This is a genomic window from Bradyrhizobium sp., assembly GCF_049798375.1.
Taxonomy (GTDB): Bacteria; Pseudomonadota; Alphaproteobacteria; order Rhizobiales; family Xanthobacteraceae; genus Bradyrhizobium.
In genome coordinates, this window is the sequence record NZ_JBARGP010000595.1 from 1 (window position 1) to 4103 (window position 4103).

Consider the following 4103-nt stretch of genomic DNA (forward strand, 5'->3'; position numbering starts at 1 on the left):
TCGCGATCCTGCCGGCGGAATGAATTCGCGCTGCGGTGGCGCGGCTACCCGACGTTCGGCTCTTCGCCTTCACCCGCAAGCTTCGTCGCCAGGATCTTGTCGATCCGCCGTCCGTCGAGATCGACGATCTCGAACCGCCAGCCGCTGAGGTCGAAACTGTCGCCGGTCTGCGGCACGCTGCCGAAATGCTGCAGCACCAGGCCCGCGACGGTGTGATAACCGGGATGCGCCGGCACCTCGACCGACAACAGGTCAGCGAACTCATCGAGCGGCATCCAGCCGGAGATCAGCAGCGAGTGGTCGGCACGGCGCACATAGGCCGGCTCCGGCGGGCCGTCTTCGGACGAGAATGCACCGACGATCGATTCGAGGATGTCGGCCGCGGTGACCACGCCTTCGAAGCCGCCATATTCGTCATGAACGAGGCCCATATGCACCGGCGCGGCTTTCAGGATCGCGATCACGTCGCGGGCATCGACCGATGCGGGAATGATTGGCACCTGGCGCACCAGGCGCCTGAGATCGGGCGTCTCCTCGCGCAAGTAAGCATCGAGCAGATCCTTGGCCTGCAGCACGCCGATCGGGTGATCGCGCGAGCCGTCCGAAACCGGCAACCGCGAATGCGGGCTTTTGGCGAAGGTCTCGCGGATCGTTTTGGGGTCGTCGCTGAGATCGATCACATCGACCTCTGGACGCGGCGTCATGACCGCGCCGACAAGGCGGTCGCCGAGCCGCATCACGCCGGCGATCATCTCTTTCTCGCCGGGCTCGAGCACGCCGGCAGTCTCAGCCTCGCGCACCAGATGATGGATCTCCTCCTCCGAGACCTTGTCGCCGGCATCGCCGCCACGGCCGATCAGCGAAAGGATCAGCTTGCCTGAGACATTGAGCAGGAGCACTAGCGGCAGCGAGACCTTGGATAAGATCTGCATCGCCGGCGCGACGCGCACTGCGATCGCCTCGGGGTCGCGCAACGCCAACTGCTTCGGCACCAGTTCGCCGATGATCAACGTAGCATAGGTGATGCTGGTGACGACGAGGGCGACGCCGAGGATGTCGGCGACCGACGCGGAGAGGCCGAAGCCGAGCAGCCAGGACGACAGGCGCTGCCCCAGCGTGGCGCCCGAGAATGCACCGGAGAGCACGCCGACCAAGGTGATGCCGATCTGCACCGTGGAAAGGAATTTGCCGGGGTCTGAGGCCAGCGCCAGCGCGCGGCGGGCACCCCCGACGCCTTTCTCAGCCAGCAGCGCTAGGCGCGCCGGCCGCGACGACACGATCGCCAACTCCGACATCGAGAGCAGGCCGTTGACGACAATCAGGACGACGATGATGGCAATTTCAACTGAAAGCATTCGATTATGATGGTGTGTCCCGGGATCATGGCGAGGCGGGTATCAGCCGCAGCATACAGCAACGCGCGACGCCACAGCCAGGACCGGGCTAAATTGCCGCATGGTCCACACCCAGAGAGCACGAGATACACGCAGGCGGCGGCGCCCCCCTCTCCCCGTTCTCACGTGGAGAGGACTGGGGTGAGGGGCAGACGCGCGAACGGTGCGAGTGGTTAGGCCTGTACCCCGTCACCCGGATTGCATCTTCGATGCAATCCGACCTCTCCCCGCAGGCTGGGCGAGGTTAAGAGGGAGCACGCCCGGTCAATCGAGCCCGGCTCAATTGTCTCAAAACTCCCCGTGCAGCCGTCCCGAGAAGATCGACACCGGACCGCGATCGGCGTTGTAGGCGGGATTGGTCACGAACTGGTAGTCGGCGGTCAATGTCAGCGACTTGTTGATCGCATAGGCATAGTAGGTCTCGATGATCTGCTCGCGGCGATAGTTCAGGGCGCCATCGCCGATCAGCGGACCGAGGCCGCCAGCGGCGAGGAAGTCGCGATGGTCGCGCGACAGGCCATTGCTGGCGCCGGCAATGCCGATGACGTCGTCGGGCCGGCCCCATTTGGTACCCTTGATCGAAGTGCCGAGCGAAAGGCTGGAGTCGATGTCCGTGAACGCCATGATCTCGGTCCGGCCGTCATTCCAGCTCCAGCGTCCGAACAGGCCGACATCGGAGCTCAGCGCCTGCTCGACATTGACGACGTAGCCATATTTGATCCGCCCCCGCCGGGTCTGCGCGATGTCGAGGTTGAGCGCGGGATCGTCGAGCGTCTCGCGGTAGCTACCGGAGAAGGCGCTGTTGATCCAGCCGATGGTCCGTAGCTTGCCGGGCTGCGAGAACAGATTGTACCGCGTCTCCAACTCGACGACGTATTCGCCGCGCCGGAACACGTTGGTGTCGAAGTTGTTCGAGTTCGAGACGGCATCCATCAGGAAATAGCCGCCGCGCAACGCCCAATCCTTCTGGTTCAGTTCGGCCGTCGCGCCATAGGTCAGCCCCAGCTTGTCGGCGGCATAGTCGAATGCGCCCGGCGCCCAGATCGACCAGTTCATGAAATCCTTGCGGGTGTCCTTGGCGTAGGAGTTGCCGTCGAACACGTCGAGCACGCCGAATTTGCCGACCTGCAGCGTGAGCCGCGAGACGTCGGCCTTGCCGCCGAGCTGGCTGCCGCTGCTGGCGAGTTCTTCCTGCTCGCCGCCGAAGCCGAATGTCTGCCGCAGGAACAGCCGCGAGGTGTTGTAATGGGGATAGGGAAAGTCGGACTTTTGCGCCTCGCCGTTCGAGAAGCCGCCTAGGCCCACCGTGTTGTCGAGGCCGAAGCCCTGCAGCAGCTCCGGATTGTAATAGACCTCGCCGCCGTCCCACAGCCGCGCGTTCAGGAACAGGCTGTTGCTCCAGGTCTCCTGAAATTGGGGCGCGGGCGTCAGGCTGTTCGGGCCAGTGTAAAGGGCGCGGAACGCCGGATAGACCTGGCCGATCACGGTGGACTGGCCGTGAATCTCCCAGCGATCGGATTCCGTGTCAGTCGGATCGGATTTCGGCTGCAGGCTGGCCGCGCCGGGCCAATCGAGCTTGCGCGTGAGGCCGAGGCGCACGGTCTGGAAGTCCAGCGACGATGTGTACTGGGCGCCATTGCCGAAGCGCACGCCGCCGGAATCGATGCGGTTATAGAGATATTCGAGCCGCGCGCTCCAATGCGGCGCGATCGCATGCTCGACGCCGACGCCGGCTACCCAGCCGAGGCGGGTGGCGAGCAGCTTTTCCTGATCGCCAGCGGCGCTGGTGTTGATGAATCGTCCACCGCTGAACGCAAGCCCTCCGGTGGCATAAGCGAGCCAGGAACCGCTGGCATAGCCCAGCCGGCCGCGCGCAGTCGCGACGTAGTCCCACAGCTCCATCACATTCGAGGTGCCCGCGGTGAGATTGGCGACCGTATGGTTGGTTGTCAGATAGTTTGGGAAGCTGAAATCGCCCTCGATGCCGAACAGCAGGCCGGACCGCGTCAGCCAGTTGTAGCCGGCATGCACGCCGCCGGTCAGGCCGCTGAACCGGCTGCCCGCCCGGATCTCAGCCGCAGGATCACTCAGCATCACGTCGGCGTGGTCGCGCGTGTAGCCGGCATGGGCTCCGACATAGAGCCCGGTCCAATCGAAGATCGCTGTCCGCACCGACGCCTTGAGCGGCAGATCAGCTGCGGCAGCGGGACAGCTCAGCGCCAGCAGGGTTAGCGCCGCGACGGCGTACTCCCGGGTGAGATTGGACATCGCGCGCACTTGGTCAACGGAGGCGTCATGGGGCGTCCTGACGTCACAGCAGATTTGCCCGCGCATTGCCATTAATCAAATCGCCGCTGCTGAACGCCGGTCGGCCGGGACCGCGACCCGACACCCGCAAGATCCGGATAAGTCACTTATCTCACTTCGTTCTTTATTGCGATTAATTCGCAATAACAACTGGCGCTGTGCGGGTTGCTCCTTGGATCCCATCTGGCTGTGACGTTCATGCAACAGCCCGCTGCACCTAATCGGCGGCAGCTCGCGCTCTTGAATGTGCCGCCGTCACTCGAACGTGCCTACATCCACACCGTGACAAATGCGCAAACGTCGTGGACTGGCGTTGCTGGTCCGGCTAATCCCCCGCAGCCGGGCCGTTGCCGAGCGTTCTCAGGTCGAATTTATTCACATCTGCGAGCAGCTCGCAGAAGG

At 64.0% G+C, this 4103-nt stretch carries 2 protein-coding genes; both read right to left on the reverse strand.

Annotation, left to right across the window (positions count from 1 at the left end):
• Positions 1-44: 44 nt before the first annotated feature.
• The gene (locus WA702_RS23935; protein WP_425113032.1) at positions 45-1355 is read right to left on the reverse strand and encodes a hemolysin family protein; all 1311 of its coding nucleotides are present in this window, start codon (positions 1353-1355) and stop codon (positions 45-47) included.
• Between the two features lie 327 nt (positions 1356-1682).
• Positions 1683-3662: a carbohydrate porin gene (locus WA702_RS23940; protein WP_425113033.1), complete on the reverse strand. Its 1980-nt coding sequence runs from the start codon at positions 3660-3662 to the stop codon at positions 1683-1685.
• Positions 3663-4103: the final 441 nt, after the last annotated feature.